The following is a 15,051-nucleotide window of genomic DNA, read 5'->3' on the forward strand; positions in this document are numbered from 1 at the left end:
CTAAGCGTGCCGAAACGAGAGATCCCACTGGAGAAGCACATGGCAGATCAGGAAAACGGCGCCGCAAAGCCCGACGTAGAGGCAAAGCCACAATCACAAGAATTGCCAACTGGACCCCAGATGAATGTTCTGACGCAATTTATTCGGGATATGTCATTTGAAAACGTACTATCCCAGCGAGGTGTTGGCGGAGAGGTGACCCCTGATGTTCAGGTTGCTGTTAATCTGGATGCAAAGAAACGTGCGGTCGAAAATCAATACGAAGTGGTCACCAAACTGGTTGTGACTTCCAAAAACAAAACCAATGAAGAAAAGCTGTTCCTCTTGGAGCTGGAGTATGTCGGGGTTTTCAACATTGAGAATGTTCCTGAGGACCAGATGCATCCTTTCTTGCTTATTGAATGTCCTCGGATGCTCTTTCCGTTCATGCGGCGGATCGTCAGTGACGTGACTCGTGATGGTGGCTTCCCGCCTCTTAACCTTGAAACGATCGATTTTGTGCAGCTGTACCGAAACGAAATCATGCGTCGTCAGGCAGAAGCGGCGCAAAGCAAAGCGACGCCTGACGCTTAGGTTTATAATTTAGGGACTTTTCTTCCAGATCGCGCCGTCACCGAGCTTTTCAATAAAAGCTGCGTGGGCGGAGGATTCTTCATCCGTTATGCGTTTTGGCAGCGTCGTTGGCCTGGGCAATGGGCGCCAGTCTTCGGTTCGCGTATCGTTCTTTGAGGTCTCGACATGCGCACCGGCTAAGGCGAAGTCTGGCTGACGGCCTCCAATGAGTTCGAGGTAAACCTCCGCAAGGATTTCAGAGTCGAGCAAAGCGCCATGGAGCGTGCGGTCGGAGTTATCGATGCCAAACCGGCGGCACAACGCATCCAGAGATGCCGGCGAACCCGGAAACTTCTTTCTTGCAATGGCCAGCGTATCAATCGCCTGATCCCAGGGCAGTTGTGGAAGCTTAAGCCACCCAAGTTCGGCATTTAAAAACTTCATGTCAAAAGCTGCGTTATGAATGACAAGCTTTGCGTCACCCACAAAATTCAGAAAATCTTGAGCAACCTCGGAAAACAGCGGTTTGTCGCGAAGAAAATCGTCACCAAGCCCATGCACCTCAAACGCTTCGTTCGGCATGGAACGTTCTGGATTGATGTATTTGTGAAAGGTCTTTCCCGTGGGCATGTGGTTGAAGAGCTCAACACCGCCAATCTCAACGATCCTGTCACCTTGCTCGGGTTCAAAGCCGGTGGTTTCGGTATCCAGTACGATTTCACGCATGGGTAAGTGACGTCCTAATCTGCCTTAAAATATCTTGGACTTGGGCTTTGGCATGTTCAAGCGTATCAGTAATAATCACAAAGTCGGCGCGTTGGCGTTTTTCGCTGTCCGGCATTTGGCTCGTCAGGATGACGTTAAACTGCTCTTCTGTCATTGTCCCTCTTTCCAAAACTCGCGCCTTCTGAATACTTGGACCAACAGAGACGCAGATTGTCGCATCCATTGTTTTGTCAGAACCTGTTTCAAAGAGAAGCGGTATGTCAAAGACGCAAATTTCCGATTGTGTGTGTTCCAAGAAATCTGCGCGATCCTGAGCCACGAGGGGATGCACGATGCGTTCGATGTCTTTTAACGCATCTGGTTTGGACTTCAGGATTGTTTTCAGCTTGTCCCGCGAAACAGCCCCATCTTCGATTGCCGTGGGAAACAGACGCGCCATGGGTTCGACTGCCCCACCGCCTTTGGCATAAAGGCGGTGGACTGCGGCATCCGCATCCCAGATATCGCATCCTTCTTCGGCAAATAGTTTTGCCGTAGTCGATTTGCCCATCCCAATAGAACCGGTCAATCCGAGTTTAAACGTCATCTGAGCGCTGCGGCGCGGGTTGCGCTGTCAACTTCTGGACGTATACCAAACCAGCGCTCAAAAGCAGGGACAGCCTGATGCAACAACATGCCCAGCCCATCAACTGTTGTGCATCCCATTTCTTCGGCTTCGGCGAGAAGCTTGGTTTTCAAAGGAGCGTAAACCAAATCGGTCACCAAAGTGCCTTTTCTCAAACCATCCAATGGTACACGTAATGGAGGTTTACCAATCATGCCAAGTGAAGTTGTGTTCACAACTGTAGCAGCATCCTCAAGCATATTCCCCGCCTGAACCCAGTCGATGACAACAAGTCGCTTGCCAAATTCCGTTTTCAGGGCGTCGGCACGTACACGTGTCCTGTTGGAGATCATGATTTCTGGCACCCCTGTTTCCAGGAGAGCCGAAATCACAGCACGCGCTGCACCCCCTGCCCCAAGCAGTGCTGCTGGTCCAGCTTTGGGATTCCATTGGGGTGCGTTTTGTTGAAGATTACGGATAAAGCCCACGCCATCTGTATTGTCTGCATGAATTTTTCCATCCTTCCGGAAAATCAGGGTATTTGCAGCTCCGATCAGCGTAGCTCTGTCAGTTACAAGGTCGGCAATCTCTAAAACTTTTTCCTTGTGAGGTATGGTAACATTTGCGCCTACAAATCCAGCTTTCGGCAAGGATCGGATTACTGTCTCCAGGTCGTCAGCACTTACTTCCATCGGAATATAGTGCCCCTTGATGCCATGCGTTTTGAGCCAATGTGTGTGAATTTGAGGAGATTTTGAATGTGCGATTGGCGTACCAATAACACCCGCCAAAGGAATTCTTTGTTCCATCATGTTTCTAGCTCTCCTTTGAGGCTGAGATACGACAAAATTTCCAGAAGAGGCAAACCCAAGACGGTAAAATAGTCGCCATTGACCTGAGCAAAGAGACGGGCGCCCTCTTCTTCGAGCTTGTAGCATCCAACAGACTCGCGGATGCTTTGCCAATTTCTATCAACATAGCTTTGAAGATACGCGTCGGTCATTTGGCGCATGACCATTTTTACGACGCCCACATGTCGCCACAAGGGTTTTCCATTTTCGCAAATTACAGCTGCGGACAAAAGTTCATGCCGGTGCCCGTTCATTGCCAGAAGTTGTGCCAAACCGGTTTCAGGGTCAGAAGGTTTGGAAAGAAGTGAGCCCTCAAAGCTCAATACTTGGTCACATCCCAGGACGGTTTTGTCTGGATTCTTTGCAGAGATCTTAAGTGCTTTCATCTCGGCAAGTGTGTCAGCAATGTCCCTGGGTGGCGCGCCTTCTTCCTGCATAGCCTGTTTTACCATCTCTTCATCTATGCGCGGCGCCTGCGTTGCAAAATCCACGCCTGCATTCTGCAAAAGCGTCTGCCTCGTCCTGGAACCGGACGCGAGGATTATTGTGCGGGGCATGTGGAAAACCTGTCAGAAGGAGTTGAACAATTTGGGGTCAAATTCCTCATAAAACAAAATTTTGGAGCATGCGCGATAAAGAGCACCTGTTTTAAAAACTTTCACTGATTTTATTCCAAGTGGAAAAGAACAAGTTGCTTTGGTTGAAACTCAATTTTCTTATCAAAAAGTAATTAAGAACGTCCACTGATTTCTTTGCTATGATCCCACATTAACATACTGTTTTTATTTATTTATTTTAGATGCATAGTTATGGTATTCATCTTATCAACACAGTTTTCAACAAGCAGCCGTCTTGTCCAAAACTCTGTGAAAAAGTCAATAATCCACAAAAATCGGTGACACTACTAAATCATCATCCTTTTTCTTTTCTTATTTTATTTATAGGAGCAAAAGGGAAAGGTGGAAAACCATGAGCGATACGTTGGCTTTGGCATATCCGTGGGTGAAGTCACTTCACATCATGTCAGTGATAGCTTGGATGGCAGGTCTCTTCTACCTCCCTCGTTTATTTGTGTATCACGTCGAACAGTCTAACCCCGGTGATAGTAGAGATACTGTATTTCAGACAATGGAACTGAAACTACTTCGCGTGATTATGAATCCGGCGATGATCGCGACATGGGTGTTTGGTCTTTTGCTCTTGTTCACGCCTGGGATCGTGGATTGGGGTTCTGTGTGGCCCTATGTGAAGCTGACTTGTGTTGCAGCTATGACTTGGTTCCACCACTGGCTCGGCCGACGACGCAAAGAGTTTTTGAACGGACGTAATACGCGCACCGGGCGTCAGTTTCGGATGATGAATGAAGTACCGACAATTCTAATGGTACTGATTGTCATCTCTGTTGTGGTGAAGTTCTGATCCGTTGACTCCCTGATCTTAAATCCCTAGAGAGCTAATTTAGGTGCCCGTCCGGGCAAACCGTTTCCCAAGACCAAATCAAAAGCCGTGGACTAGATGTCCACGCCGAAGGATATAATATGCCAGATGATCGTCTGAACCTTTCAGATCTGAAAGCTCATACAGCCAAAGACCTGTTGTCGATGGCAGAAGAACTGGAAATCGAAAACGCCTCGACGATGCGAAAAGGCGAAATGATGTTTCAGATTTTGCGTGAACGCGCGGATGAGGGATGGACTGTCTATGGCGATGGTGTGCTTGAGGTTCTGCAGGATGGCTTTGGATTTTTAAGGTCTTCAGAGGCAAACTATCTTCCGGGACCAGATGATATTTATGTTTCTCCGGAAACGATCCGTAAGCATTCCTTACGTACAGGCGATACGATTGAAGGTGAGATCAAAGCGCCGGAGGATAACGAACGGTATTTTGTTTTGACTCTGGTAACTCAAATCAACTTTGAGGAACCGGAACGCGCGAAACATAAGATTGCGTTTGATAACCTAACGCCTCTTTATCCAGATGAACGCCTAAAGATGGAGGTTGATGATCCTACAGGTAAAGACCGATCCGCTCGTGTTATTGATCTGGTCGCTCCTATTGGGAAAGGTCAGCGATCCCTTATCGTGGCTCCACCGCGTACTGGTAAAACTGTTATTCTTCAGAACATTGCCTCTAGTATCGAGAAAAACCATCCGGAATGCTATTTAATCGTTTTGCTGATTGATGAGCGCCCGGAGGAAGTCACAGACATGCAGCGGTCTGTGAAGGGTGAAGTGATCAGTTCGACTTTTGATGAACCAGCCTCGCGTCACGTTGCTGTCGCAGAGATGGTGATCGAAAAAGCAAAACGATTGGTAGAACACAAACGAGATGTTGTTATCTTACTCGACTCAATCACAAGACTTGGTAGGGCGTACAATACAGTTGTCCCGTCTTCAGGTAAGGTTCTGACGGGCGGTGTGGATGCCAATGCCCTTCAAAGACCGAAACGGTTCTTCGGTGCTGCCCGGAATATCGAAGAAGGTGGATCATTGACGATCGTCTCAACAGCTCTGATCGAAACCGGCAGCCGTATGGACGAGGTGATCTTTGAGGAATTCAAAGGAACCGGTAACTCTGAGATTATTCTGGATCGTAAAGTGGCAGATAAACGTGTGTTCCCGGCCATCGATATTCTGAAATCCGGTACGCGGAAAGAAGATCTGCTCATTGATAAAATCGATCTTCAGAAGACATATGTGCTTCGTCGTATTCTCAATCCGATGGGAACAACGGATGCGATTGAGTTCTTGTTATCGAAGCTAAAGCAAACCAAGACAAATTCCGAGTTTTTCGACTCTATGAACACCTAACTTTCCCTGGAGAGGGTTGTGATGGACACGATCTTTGCGCTTTCAACAGCTCAGGGAAAGGCGGGGGTTTCCGTCATCCGTGTTTCGGGCCCTCTGGCTTTTGACAGTGTCAAAGCTTTGTGCGGAGATGTGCCAGTGCGCCGCAAGGCGTCGCTTCGAGAGCTGAAGACAGCAGATGGTGATAGAATCGACGAAGCACTAGTTCTTACATTTGACCATGGCCAAAGCTTTACCGGCGAGATGTCTGTTGAATTTCAATGCCATGGTAGTGTCGCGGTTGTATCAAAGATTCTTGAAACGCTGGGAAAACTTGAGGGTTGCCGACAGGCCGATGCCGGCGAGTTTACCAGGCGAGCGCTTGAGAACAACCGACTGGACTTGTCTCAGATTGAAGGCCTTGCTGATCTTATTGAAGCAGAGACGGAAGCTCAGCGGCGCCAAGCGCTGCGAGTTTTCTCAGGTGAATTGGGTGGTAAAGCGTCGGAGTGGCGTCGGCATCTTATAAGAGCCGCCGCTTTGATAGAAGCAACAATTGATTTTGCGGATGAAGATGTTCCTGTGGATGTTGCCCCAGAAGTCAGCAAGCTGATTTGCTGTGTTCTTGATGGCTTGCAGGAGGAAATAGAAGGATACTCGTCGGCGGAGAGAATTCGGACCGGATTCGAAGTTGCTATTGTTGGGCCCCCAAACACGGGTAAGTCTACACTGCTCAATTACGTTGCAGGTCGGGATGCTGCAATTACGTCAAATCATGCGGGAACCACCCGCGATGTGATAGAAGTAAAGATGGATCTTGGTGGTTTACCAGTGACCCTTTTAGATACCGCAGGATTGAGAGAAGCTGTAGATGAGGTTGAAGCGATTGGCATCGATCGGGCACGCTCACGCGCGGAGTCCGCAGATCTAAGAGTCATCCTTGTTGAAGAGGGTAAAGCGCCTGAACTTGTTCCCAGAGATGATGATATCATTTGCCTGGCAAAGGCGGATCTGAGTTCAGAGACTGGTCTTCGCGGAGTGTCTGGGAAAACAGGGCTGGGTGTTCTTGAGTTGGTGGATGGCGTTACTGAGGCTTTGAAAATTAGAGCGTCAGAGAGTGGACTGGCCATCCGTGAGCGTCATAAGTCAGCAATGGAACGAGGGTCAGGGTCGTTGCGTTTAGCTCTTAGGCGACTTGCGCAAGGCTCGGAATATTCGGAAATTTGCGCGGAAGAAATTCGTGCAGCGGTACGAGCACTTGACTCTTTGATTGGTCGAGTGGACATCGAGAATGTTCTCGATGAGATTTTTGCGAGTTTTTGCTTGGGAAAATAGCGGAGTGTTTCACGTGAAACATTTTGATGTTCTGGTTATCGGTGGGGGCCATGCCGGTGTGGAAGCGGCTGCGGCGGCTGCCCGTATGGGTGCGCGAACTGGTCTCGTGACACTTAGAAAAAGCGCCATCGGCGTCATGTCGTGTAATCCCGCAATAGGTGGGCTGGGTAAGGGACATCTTGTTAGAGAGATTGATGCGCTTGACGGTGTGATGGGGCGTGTTGCGGACAAGGCCGGCATTCAATTTCGTCTGTTGAATAGGCGCAAGGGCCCAGCAGTTCAGGGCCCTAGAACACAAGCAGACCGTAAAATTTACCGAGAGGAAATGCAGCACGAAATGGTGTTGCAGCGCGACCTGACGATCATTGAGGGTGAGGCCGCGGATTTTGTTGTGATAAACGACCGAGTGTCCGGTGTGGTTCTTGCTGATGGGAGCGAGATAACCGCAAAAAGTGTTGTTTTGACGACTGGAACTTTTCTTCGTGGCGTTATTCATATCGGCGATGTTTCTCGTCCTGGCGGACGCATGGGTGAAAGTCCATCCAAAAAGCTGGCTGAGAGAATTGACGCGTTTGGTCTTCCGCTTGGGCGTTTGAAGACAGGAACACCCCCTCGTCTCAACGGTAAGACGATCGACTGGGGGAACCTGGAGATGCAGGCTGCGGATGAGGATCCGACGCTGTTTTCGTTCCTGTCCAAAACACCATTCGCTCGTCAAATCTCTTGTGGGATTACCTATACAAACGAAAGGACGCATGATCTTATCCGCGGGAATCTGGACAGGTCTGCGATGTATGGGGGTCGTATCGATGGAATTGGTCCGCGCTACTGTCCTTCTATAGAAGACAAAATCGTCCGATTTGCCGATAAAACGTCGCACCAGATTTTTTGGAGCCTGAAAGCCTTTCGGATGATGTTATTTATCCAAATGGAATTTCGACGTCCCTTCCGGAAGACATTCAGGCAGAGTACGTCCAGTCCATTTCAGGGTTGGAAAACGCCCAAATCCTGCAGCCGGGGTACGCAATCGAGTATGATTATGTTGATCCAAGGGCGCTTGATCTAACGCTGGCTGTTTCGTCTGTGCCGGGTCTCTACCTCGCAGGACAAATCAATGGAACAACAGGATATGAGGAAGCTGCCGCGCAGGGACTCGCCGCTGGTCTCAATGCGGCCTTAAATGTCGAGGAGCGTGAGCCAGTAATTTTCAGCCGTATGAATAGCTATATTGGCGTAATGATTGATGATTTGACGACCAAGGGCGTGTCGGAGCCATATAGAATGTTTACTTCGCGAGCAGAGTTTAGGCTCTCGCTGAGGGCGGATAACGCTGATCAGCGCCTCACGCCTGTTGGTCTTGATCTTGGATGTGTGGGTGAGGACCGACGATTTGCGTTTGAGGACAAGGTGAACCGACTTTCATCTGGCCGTGATCAGCTTGAGAACAGCAGTTATACGCCTGGGCAACTAAATGAATGCGGTATAGCCGTGAATCAGGATGGCGCCCGTCGTTCAGCATTTCAACTTTTGTCGTATCCGGATGTAGATTTTTCAACGCTGATTGGTCTGGACGAGTCCTTCTCGTCAATAGATCCGGATACGAGAGAGCAATTGTCCAAAGACGCGCTATACGCAAATTACATCGAACGACAGAAACGGGATGTAGAGCAAATGAAACGAGATGAGGCGCATGTTATTCCTGGGGACTTCGAGTATTCTGGAATTCAAGGGCTATCCAATGAGCTCAAATCGAAGTTGTCGAAGTCTCGCCCTGAGAATCTTGCACAGGCCTCGAGGATTGATGGCATGACGCCTGCGGCACTGACTTTGTTGCTTGCTAAGCTACGTCAAGAAAATCGGAACAAGAGCGCGTGACACTTGGTGGGTTTCTGGATGTTTCACGTGAAACAATGGAACGTCTTGAGCGATACTCAGAGCTTCTAGTCAAATGGAATCCTAGAATAAACCTGGTTTCCAAATCCACGATTGATGATCTTTGGACACGCCACATTCTGGATTCAGCACAAATTTTTGAAATTCCCAAAGGCGGTATCCGTAGATGGGTCGACTTGGGCTCGGGTGGAGGTTTTCCGGGTCTGGTTGTTGCAGTTCTTGTACGAGAGCTAGAACAGCAGTTTGAAATCATGCTTGTGGAAAGTGATGCCCGGAAGTGCGCGTTTCTTTCAAGTGTTGCCAGAGAGTTGGATTTAAAGGTTCAAATCAAAAATGACCGGATTGAAAATCTCAATTCGTTGGATGCAGATATTGTCTCAGCCCGAGCGCTGGCGGATTTGTCTTCTCTTTTGGATTTATCAGAAAGACATTTGGCGCAAGGAGCCACGCTTCTTCTTATGAAGGGAAAAAAATGGCGCTCAGAACTGGAAACCGCACAATCAAAGTGGAACTTTGACTGTCAAATTGTTAAAAGCAAAACGAGCGAAGGCTCTGTCATTCTTTGCGTTTCAGGAGTATGCCGTGTCTGATCCGACGCGTTATCACGATCCCAAAATTGTTGCAGTTGCTAATCAAAAAGGTGGTGTTGGGAAGACAACGACGACCATCAATCTGGGTGCGGCGCTTGCGGAGTTGGGGCGACGCGTTCTTATCGTTGATCTTGACCCCCAGGGTAACGCGTCGACCGGGCTGGGGATTGAAGCCGACGAACGTACATATACGACCTATGAACTGCTTCTGGAGGAGATCGAGCTCAAGAAAGTTATCTTGGATACTTCGCAACGTGGTTTGAAGATTATTCCGGCAACTGTTGATCTCAGCTCCGCCGACATGGAACTTATTGCAAACGAAAAACGGAGCTTTTTGTTGCATGATGCACTGCGTCAGCCGGCAATGGAAGGTTTTGCGTTTGATTTCATTTTGATTGATTGCCCGCCATCCCTCAACCTTTTGACCGTTAATGCAATGGTTGCCGCGCACTCCGTTTTGGTGCCCCTGCAATCTGAATTCTTCGCTTTGGAAGGCTTGTCTCAATTGATGTTGAGTGTGCGAGAAGTGCGCCAGACGGCTAATCCTGATCTTAGGATTGAAGGTATCGTCCTGACCATGTTTGACGGCCGCAATAACCTGTCGTCTCAAGTCGAGCAGGATGCGCGCGAGAACTTGGGTGATCTTGTTTTCAAAACACGGATTCCTCGGAACGTTCGGGTGAGCGAAGCGCCATCGTTTGCAGTTCCTGTTTTGTCTTACGATCCGATGTCAAAAGGCGCCTTGGCTTATCGAGATTTGGCAAAGGAATTGATGAAGAACAATACACTTAAGGCAGCTTAAACTCAGGGAAGTGTCATGGCAGAGAACAAACCGAAACGAGGACTCGGACGCGGACTTTCGGCACTTATGGCCGATGTGGCGGAGAGTCCTGGAACGCCAGCGGAGCGGCTGAACGAAGCCGATCGTACCTTGCCGATAGAAAGCATCGAGCCTAATCCGGATCAGCCGCGTCGAGATTTTGAGAAAGGGCCTCTGGAAGATCTGGCAGCATCAATTCGGGAGAAGGGTATTATTCAACCCTTGATTGTAAGATCGAGTTCTCGTGATCCGAACCGCTATGAGATTGTTGCAGGGGAACGGCGTTGGCGTGCGGCGCAGATGGCTCAGCTCCATGAAGTGCCAGTTCTGGTGCGAGAGTTTGATGATACCGAAGTTCTTGAAATTGCGATCATTGAAAATATCCAACGTGCAGATTTAAATCCAGTTGAAGAAGCAGCAGGATATAGCCAACTGATGGAGCGGTTTGGTCACACCCAGGAAAAGTTGGCAACTGCGCTTGGAAAGAGCCGTAGTCATATTGCGAACTTATTGCGTTTGTTGAATTTGCCGACTGAAGTTCAGGGGTTTCTGAGAGATGGATCTCTTTCAGCAGGTCATGCAAGGGCTTTGATAACCGCCGCTGATCCCGTTGCCTTGGCCAAGCAGGTCATAAAGAAGGGTCTATCCGTTCGAGATACTGAAAAGCTTGTAAAATCAGAGGCTTCAGATACATCCCGACCGGTGATTAAGGGAGCGGTCGCGCCTGAAAAGGATGCGGATACGATGGCATTGGAAGGTGATTTGTCGGCCAGCCTTGGCATGAAGGTCTCGCTTACACATAGGACAGGCCAAGAAGGCGGGCAATTGACAATCTCATATGAGAGTTTCGATCAGTTGGATGCTCTTTGTCAGAAGCTGACGGCTAGCGACTAGGTCTGGTCCAGATAAAAGTTAGAACTCCGAGCAACACCAAACCCTGAATGGCCGATACCGTCCAAGCTAGTTTCAAGGCCAGTGAAATCCCAAAGACTACCATAATCGACAAAGTTGCAAGACGTTTGGACCGTGCGCCTATCGCACCGCGTTCACGCCAATCTAAAATTGGTGGCCCGACAACAGGATGAGTGATCATCCAGTGATGCAGGCGTTCCGATGAGCGCGCAAAACAAAATGCAGCAAGCAACCAGAGCGGGACTGTTGGGATTAAGGGAAGAAACGCCCCAATTGCGCCAAGTGCTAAGCACATCAACCCCACAGATATATAGATTGCACGCATCTCAACCTGGCATCAGAGTTCTAACAACGGCGTTAAGCATCATACGTCCCTTGAACGTTGTACGGATGGTGCGCGCTTTTGTGGTGATTAAATCCAATTGACGAAGCTCATCCAGGCTCGCTTCTGGTAACGCCTGTGGCGTGAGAGATCTTACTCTGTCGAGACTAACTCCTTCTGACAATCTAAGCCCCATCAGCAACAACTCAGATGCTTGATCCAAATAGGACAGTGGATCACGAGATTTCTCGGGCGTTCCACTATCGACCTCTGCCAGCCACTTGCTGGGCTGGGACCAGCACTCTGTCGCATATCTTGTCTTTCCCAAAGTCACGCGCCCATGCGCCCCGGGCCCGATTCCTATGTAATCTCCACCTCGCCAATAAATAAGGTTATGTCGCGATTCAGAGCCAGGTTTGGCATGGTTAGACACTTCATATGCGTCGAAACCCGCAAACTGACAAAGTTTCTGAGTGAGTTCGAACATATCTGCGGAACCATCTTCGCTCGGCAGACCCTTTAAAAGCCCACGCGCATCGCGCTCACCAAACGCCGTGCCAGGCTCAATCGTCAATTGATACAGGGACAAATGATCACCCGCGAGCAATAGTGCTTCCTCAAGCTCTTTTTCCCAAGCCGAAAGAGATTGATCCTGCCTTGCGTAGATCAGATCAAAACTAACGCGCTCGAAAGTCGATTGCGCGATGTTCAACGCGGTTTTGGCATCTTCTGCTGAGTGAAGGCGCCCAAGCCGCTTTAGATCAGAATCGTCCAACGCCTGAACGCCTAGCGACACCCGATTCACACCCGCCTTTGCAAATTTGGAAAATTTCTCAGCTTCCACGGAGCTGGGGTTGGCTTCCAACGTGACCTCCAGGTCATTCGCTGTTCGCCATGTCTCATGGACGCGATCTAAAATTTGCCCCACAAGCTCAGGCTGCATCAAACTTGGGGTTCCACCCCCAAAGAACACGGAATTCAACAACCGGTTCGGCAGCAAATTTCCGTAGCGATCAATCTCGCTCAGATATGCTTTAAGCCATTGCTTTTGATCAATCTTTGCCTGGACGTGGCTGTTGAAATCGCAGTATGGACATTTGGACTCGCAAAAAGGCCAATGAATATAAAGCCCAAACCCGCCATGGCGCCAATCTTCAATCAAAACAACCCTTTACGAGTTTTGCGAACGCGATTGCGCGGTGACTGATCTTATTCTTTTCCCAGCGGACCATTTCCCCAAAGGTTTGATCATAACCGCTGGGCTGGAAAATGGGATCGTATCCGTGCCCTTGGTTACCTCGCATTGGCCAAACAATACGTCCTTCAATTGTTCCTGGGAAAACCTCGTCGTGCTCATCGGGCCAGGCCATCACCAAGGTGCAGCAAAATCGTGCGGTCCAGGGCTCATTGGCGCCGGTTGCTACCAGACAACCATGTGCCTTACTCATTGCCATGACAAAATCGCGACCAGTCTCTGTTTCGGCCCAATCCGCCGTGTAAACACCCGGCTTTCCATTCAAAGCATCAATTTCAATGCCTGAGTCATCGGCCAAAGCAGGAAGGCCCGTCGCCTGAGACGCGGCATGTGCCTTAATGCGAGCATTTCCAACAAATGTGGTCTCTGTTTCTTCTGGTTCTTCGAGGTTCATGTCAGCAGCACCAACCACTGTTACGCCAAAAGGCTCAAGCAAGTTGGCTATTTCTTCCAGCTTTCCGGTATTGTGCGTGGCAACAAGCAGTTCGTTGCCAGAAAATCTACGCACTGGTTGCAGCCTTTTGCGCGGCAACCAGTTCGCCTACACCTTTTTCTGCTAGACCCATCAATTGATCCATTTGATCGCGGCTAAACGTTGAGCCTTCGGCACTCATCTGGATTTCGATCAACTGACCAGATCCTGTCATGATGAAGTTGCCGTCCACGCCGGCTGTACTGTCTTCTGGATAATCCAGATCAAGAACGGGTTGGCCTGCATAGATGCCACAACTTACTGCGGCAACGGGATCAATCAATGGATCGGTCAGAACCTCGCCAGACTTTAGCAATTGGTTCACTGCCAGACGCAGAGCAATCCATCCGCCGGTGATTGACGCACACCGAGTGCCGCCATCAGCTTGAATCACATCACAGTCGACTGTGATTTGACGCTCGCCAAGGGCCACTCTATCCACGCCGGCCCGCAAGCTTCGCCCGATAAGACGCTGAATCTCGACGGTCCGGCCTCCTTGTTTCCCGGCAGACGCCTCGCGCCGCATGCGACTCGATGTTGATCTTGGGAGCATGCCGTACTCTGCCGTTACCCATCCCAGACCGGAGCCTTTTATGAATGGCGGAACACGATCTTCCAACGTGGCGGTGCATAAAACATGTGTGTCGCCCATGCGGATCATGCATGAACCCTCGGCGTGTTTTGTGATACCGGTCTCAATTGAAACCGCACGCATTTCATTTAAATCTCTTCCTGAGGGCCGCATAACAGAACTCCTTTGCTGTCCAACCGGGATACAGGTGACGCATTCCCGTTAGCAACCCCGATTGACCTTTTCGGTACGGCGAATTTAATGGCAGGCCAGAATCAACCGATGAGCACAATGGAAAGTACCCTTCATATCCTTGAAGAGATGAATGATCGCTCGCGTGAAGTGTTTCGGCGTGTGGTCGAATCTTATCTGGCGACGGGTGATCCGGTTGGCTCCAGGACGCTGACCCGAGGAATGTCGGAAAAGGTTTCTGCTGCGACCATTCGTAACGTCATGCAGGACCTGGAATATTTGGGCCTTCTTGACAGTCCACATGTCTCTGCAGGCCGGGTGCCCACGCAGCAAGGGCTACGCATGTTCGTGGATGGTCTTTTGGAAGTACGCAATGTCGAAGAGACAGATCGCGAGACGATAGATGCGACGCTTTCATCTAACTCGGAAGACGTTTCAGGCGCTTTGGATCGCATTGGATCGGCGCTGTCCGGCGTCACACAGGGTGCATCTCTTGTTCTGTCCCCCAAACATGAAGCGCCAATAAAACATATTGAATTCGTTAGCCTTGGTCCGGATAGAGCTCTGGTCGTGTTGGTTTTTGCCGATGGGCATGTAGAGAATCGCATTTTTCATCCTCCCGCAGGGCAAACGCCAAGCGCAATGCGCGAAGCTGCTAACTTCCTAAACAGCATGGTTGAAGGACGCACGGTCTCAGAGCTGCAAACTGTTATTACGGCCCAGATTGAAGCGCGGCGGCAAGAAGTTGATCAGCTTGCGCATCAGCTCGTCGAAAGTGGTTTGGCTGTTTGGGATGGTGAGGCGGACACTTATGAGCGCTTGATTGTACGCGGACGCTCGAATCTGCTCGAATCTGACGCGGACGAAGGAGAGTTGGATCGCATTAGATCTTTGTTCGATGACCTGGAACGTAAACGCGACATTGCCGAATTCCTTGAATTAACGGATCAAGGCGAAGGCGTACGCATTTTTATTGGCTCTGAGAACAAACTTTTCTCACTTTCGGGTTCCTCTTTGGTTGTATCTCCATATATGAACTCTGATCGAAAGATTGTGGGCGCTGTGGGTGTCATTGGACCGACGCGCCTGAATTACGGGCGTATTGTTCCGATTGTTGATTATACGGCGCAGCTTGTCGGCAAGCTGATCGCCGACCGAAGTTAGAGGGCT

16 protein-coding genes and 1 pseudogene are annotated in these 15,051 nt (G+C 49.7%); 9 read left to right on the forward strand and 8 right to left on the reverse strand.

Going from position 1 to position 15,051, the window contains the following annotated elements; genetic code table 11:
- Positions 1–39: 39 nt before the first annotated feature.
- Positions 40–573 (forward strand): protein-export chaperone SecB, encoded by a 534-nt coding sequence (secB, locus tag RZS32_RS07785; protein ID WP_317056444.1) that lies wholly within the window; start codon positions 40–42, stop codon positions 571–573.
- A gap of 9 nt (positions 574–582) precedes the next feature.
- Here secB and dnaQ read toward each other — a convergent pair whose 3' ends face one another.
- From dnaQ to RZS32_RS07805, 4 genes are read right to left on the reverse strand one after another with little or no spacing between them, the layout of a single operon-like run.
- The gene (gene dnaQ / locus RZS32_RS07790) at positions 583–1,278 is read right to left on the reverse strand and encodes a DNA polymerase III subunit epsilon (RefSeq protein ID WP_317056445.1); all 696 of its coding nucleotides are present in this window, start codon (positions 1,276–1,278) and stop codon (positions 583–585) included.
- Entirely contained in the window at positions 1,271–1,864 is a 594-nt protein-coding gene (gene coaE / locus RZS32_RS07795; protein WP_317056446.1) for a dephospho-CoA kinase, read from the reverse strand. Before coaE ends, dnaQ begins: the two co-directional genes overlap by 8 nt.
- Complete coding sequence (locus tag RZS32_RS07800; protein ID WP_317056447.1) at positions 1,861–2,694, reverse strand: shikimate dehydrogenase; 834 nt, start codon at positions 2,692–2,694, stop codon at positions 1,861–1,863. Before RZS32_RS07800 ends, coaE begins: the two co-directional genes overlap by 4 nt.
- A complete protein-coding gene (locus RZS32_RS07805; protein WP_317056448.1) occupies positions 2,691–3,290 on the reverse strand; it encodes a Maf family protein in 600 nt (199 codons plus the stop codon). Before RZS32_RS07805 ends, RZS32_RS07800 begins: the two co-directional genes overlap by 4 nt.
- 412 nt (positions 3,291–3,702) lie before the next feature.
- On the opposite strand from RZS32_RS07805, the gene hemJ reads away from it, so the two are divergent.
- From hemJ to RZS32_RS07840, 7 genes and pseudogenes are all read left to right on the forward strand, one after another.
- Positions 3,703–4,152, forward strand: a complete 450-nt coding sequence (hemJ, locus tag RZS32_RS07810) for a protoporphyrinogen oxidase HemJ (protein WP_317056449.1) — start codon at positions 3,703–3,705, stop codon at positions 4,150–4,152.
- Positions 4,153–4,271: 119 nt separating this feature from the next.
- On the forward strand, positions 4,272–5,543 hold the full coding sequence (gene rho, locus RZS32_RS07815; RefSeq protein ID WP_317056450.1) for a transcription termination factor Rho: 1,272 nt from the start codon (positions 4,272–4,274) through the stop codon (positions 5,541–5,543).
- Positions 5,544–5,564: 21 nt separating this feature from the next.
- Positions 5,565–6,854 (forward strand): tRNA uridine-5-carboxymethylaminomethyl(34) synthesis GTPase MnmE, encoded by a 1,290-nt coding sequence (mnmE, locus tag RZS32_RS07820; RefSeq protein WP_317056451.1) that lies wholly within the window; start codon positions 5,565–5,567, stop codon positions 6,852–6,854.
- Positions 6,820–8,729: pseudogene (gene mnmG, locus RZS32_RS07825) on the forward strand (tRNA uridine-5-carboxymethylaminomethyl(34) synthesis enzyme MnmG). The gene mnmE and the pseudogene mnmG overlap by 35 nt, the downstream one beginning before the upstream one ends.
- Positions 8,726–9,337, forward strand: a complete 612-nt coding sequence (rsmG, locus tag RZS32_RS07830; protein ID WP_317056452.1) for a 16S rRNA (guanine(527)-N(7))-methyltransferase RsmG — start codon at positions 8,726–8,728, stop codon at positions 9,335–9,337. Before mnmG ends, rsmG begins: the two are co-directional and overlap by 4 nt.
- Positions 9,330–10,139, forward strand: a complete 810-nt coding sequence (locus tag RZS32_RS07835; protein WP_317056453.1) for a ParA family protein — start codon at positions 9,330–9,332, stop codon at positions 10,137–10,139. The genes rsmG and RZS32_RS07835 overlap by 8 nt, the downstream gene beginning before the upstream one ends.
- 15 nt (positions 10,140–10,154) lie before the next feature.
- Positions 10,155–11,051, forward strand: coding sequence for a ParB/RepB/Spo0J family partition protein (locus RZS32_RS07840; protein WP_317056454.1), 897 nt, complete (start codon positions 10,155–10,157; stop codon positions 11,049–11,051).
- On the opposite strand, the gene RZS32_RS07845 is transcribed toward RZS32_RS07840, so the two are convergent.
- Genes RZS32_RS07845 through rph form a run of 4 tightly spaced genes read right to left on the reverse strand, consistent with a single transcriptional unit; the run spans position 11,041 to position 13,863 of the window.
- Positions 11,041–11,394 (reverse strand): YbaN family protein, encoded by a 354-nt coding sequence (locus RZS32_RS07845; RefSeq protein ID WP_317056455.1) that lies wholly within the window; start codon positions 11,392–11,394, stop codon positions 11,041–11,043. The genes RZS32_RS07840 and RZS32_RS07845 overlap by 11 nt on opposite strands.
- Before the next feature lies 1 nt (position 11,395).
- A complete protein-coding gene (hemW, locus tag RZS32_RS07850; RefSeq protein ID WP_422395961.1) occupies positions 11,396–12,550 on the reverse strand; it encodes a radical SAM family heme chaperone HemW in 1,155 nt (384 codons plus the stop codon).
- The gene (rdgB, locus tag RZS32_RS07855) at positions 12,546–13,154 is read right to left on the reverse strand and encodes an RdgB/HAM1 family non-canonical purine NTP pyrophosphatase (RefSeq protein WP_317056457.1); all 609 of its coding nucleotides are present in this window, start codon (positions 13,152–13,154) and stop codon (positions 12,546–12,548) included. Before rdgB ends, hemW begins: the two co-directional genes overlap by 5 nt.
- Positions 13,147–13,863, reverse strand: a complete 717-nt coding sequence (rph, locus tag RZS32_RS07860; RefSeq protein WP_317056458.1) for a ribonuclease PH — start codon at positions 13,861–13,863, stop codon at positions 13,147–13,149. The genes rdgB and rph overlap by 8 nt, the downstream gene beginning before the upstream one ends.
- A gap of 117 nt (positions 13,864–13,980) precedes the next feature.
- Between rph and hrcA the strand changes: the two genes are divergently transcribed.
- On the forward strand, positions 13,981–15,045 hold the full coding sequence (gene hrcA, locus RZS32_RS07865; RefSeq protein ID WP_317056459.1) for a heat-inducible transcriptional repressor HrcA: 1,065 nt from the start codon (positions 13,981–13,983) through the stop codon (positions 15,043–15,045).
- Positions 15,046–15,051: the final 6 nt, after the last annotated feature.

Origin of the sequence: Roseovarius sp. W115 (assembly GCF_032842945.2) — a bacterium.
GTDB classification, from domain to species: Bacteria; Pseudomonadota; Alphaproteobacteria; order Rhodobacterales; family Rhodobacteraceae; genus Roseovarius; species Roseovarius rhodophyticola.

Coding starts and splice junctions, on each gene's coding strand:
- secB (WP_317056444.1), top strand. CDS start 40: ATGGCAGATCAGGAAAACGGCGCCGCAAAGCCCGACGTAGAGGCAAAG.
- dnaQ (WP_317056445.1), bottom strand. CDS start 1,278: ATGCGTGAAATCGTACTGGATACCGAAACCACCGGCTTTGAACCCGAG.
- coaE (WP_317056446.1), bottom strand. CDS start 1,864: ATGACGTTTAAACTCGGATTGACCGGTTCTATTGGGATGGGCAAATCG.
- RZS32_RS07800 (WP_317056447.1), bottom strand. CDS start 2,694: ATGATGGAACAAAGAATTCCTTTGGCGGGTGTTATTGGTACGCCAATC.
- RZS32_RS07805 (WP_317056448.1), bottom strand. CDS start 3,290: ATGCCCCGCACAATAATCCTCGCGTCCGGTTCCAGGACGAGGCAGACG.
- hemJ (WP_317056449.1), top strand. CDS start 3,703: ATGAGCGATACGTTGGCTTTGGCATATCCGTGGGTGAAGTCACTTCAC.
- rho (WP_317056450.1), top strand. CDS start 4,272: ATGCCAGATGATCGTCTGAACCTTTCAGATCTGAAAGCTCATACAGCC.
- mnmE (WP_317056451.1), top strand. CDS start 5,565: ATGGACACGATCTTTGCGCTTTCAACAGCTCAGGGAAAGGCGGGGGTT.
- RZS32_RS07840 (WP_317056454.1), top strand. CDS start 10,155: ATGGCAGAGAACAAACCGAAACGAGGACTCGGACGCGGACTTTCGGCA.
- RZS32_RS07845 (WP_317056455.1), bottom strand. CDS start 11,394: ATGCGTGCAATCTATATATCTGTGGGGTTGATGTGCTTAGCACTTGGC.
- rph (WP_317056458.1), bottom strand. CDS start 13,863: ATGCGGCCCTCAGGAAGAGATTTAAATGAAATGCGTGCGGTTTCAATT.
- hrcA (WP_317056459.1), top strand. CDS start 13,981: ATGGAAAGTACCCTTCATATCCTTGAAGAGATGAATGATCGCTCGCGT.